The 705-nt window shown below is 44.7% G+C and carries 1 protein-coding gene; it reads right to left on the bottom strand.

All coding sequences use genetic code 11. The annotated features are described in order from the left end of the window. Positions 1-641, bottom strand: a 641-nt coding sequence (locus ABDZ72_RS14320) for an IS110 family transposase (protein ID WP_343754366.1), incomplete at its 3' end; no start/stop codon positions are given. Positions 642-705: the final 64 nt, after the last annotated feature.

Here is a 705-nt window from a genome sequence, read left to right on the forward strand (position 1 = left end):
AAATCTTCTTCCGAAGCTTTACGGATATCTTCCGGTAAATAGCCTCGTTCCAATAGATGGAGGGCAGCCTTTCCAGTCCAGTCTTTAAAGACATCGAGAAACTCTGGAAAGTATCGGTCTAACGCATTATGCATTTGGGCTTTGACCGAGGACATATCCTCTTGGATCATGTCATAGAGTTTCATGCCTTCACGCAATTCAGCGTACACATCCTCCGGTAAGGTCGGTTCATGATAACGGCCATCACGTATGATCTGAGCAATAACTTTGGCATCTTTGGTGTCATTTTTCGTTGGTGAATCGTCATCCATTTCCTTGGACCGTTTAACCTTCATCGGATTGACGACAACCACTTGAATACCCCGGTCTTTCAAGTAATAGGCTAGATTCAGCCAGTAGTGACCGGTTGGTTCCATTCCAATGATAATGTTGGGGCGCTTGTGGTCACTGGACAAGTTATCAGCCCATTCAATAAGGTTTGAAAAACCCTGCTGCGAATTGGTAAATACCAACCGTTTAACGAGGTCTCGGCCCCGATCATCTATCGCTCGAGCCACATGTTTGCGTTTGGCTATATCAATCCCGATAATTAATGTTTGGTCATTGATTTGCGCTAAGCGATGATTTTGTGTAGAATCCATGGTAGAAGTCCTCCTTCGGTACTAAATTCGAGGTCATTGCAATGACACTCTCCATCGTACCAAG

The sequence above is a fragment of the Lentibacillus halophilus genome (assembly GCF_039522485.1).
GTDB lineage: Bacteria > Bacillota > Bacilli > Bacillales > Amphibacillaceae > Lentibacillus > Lentibacillus halophilus.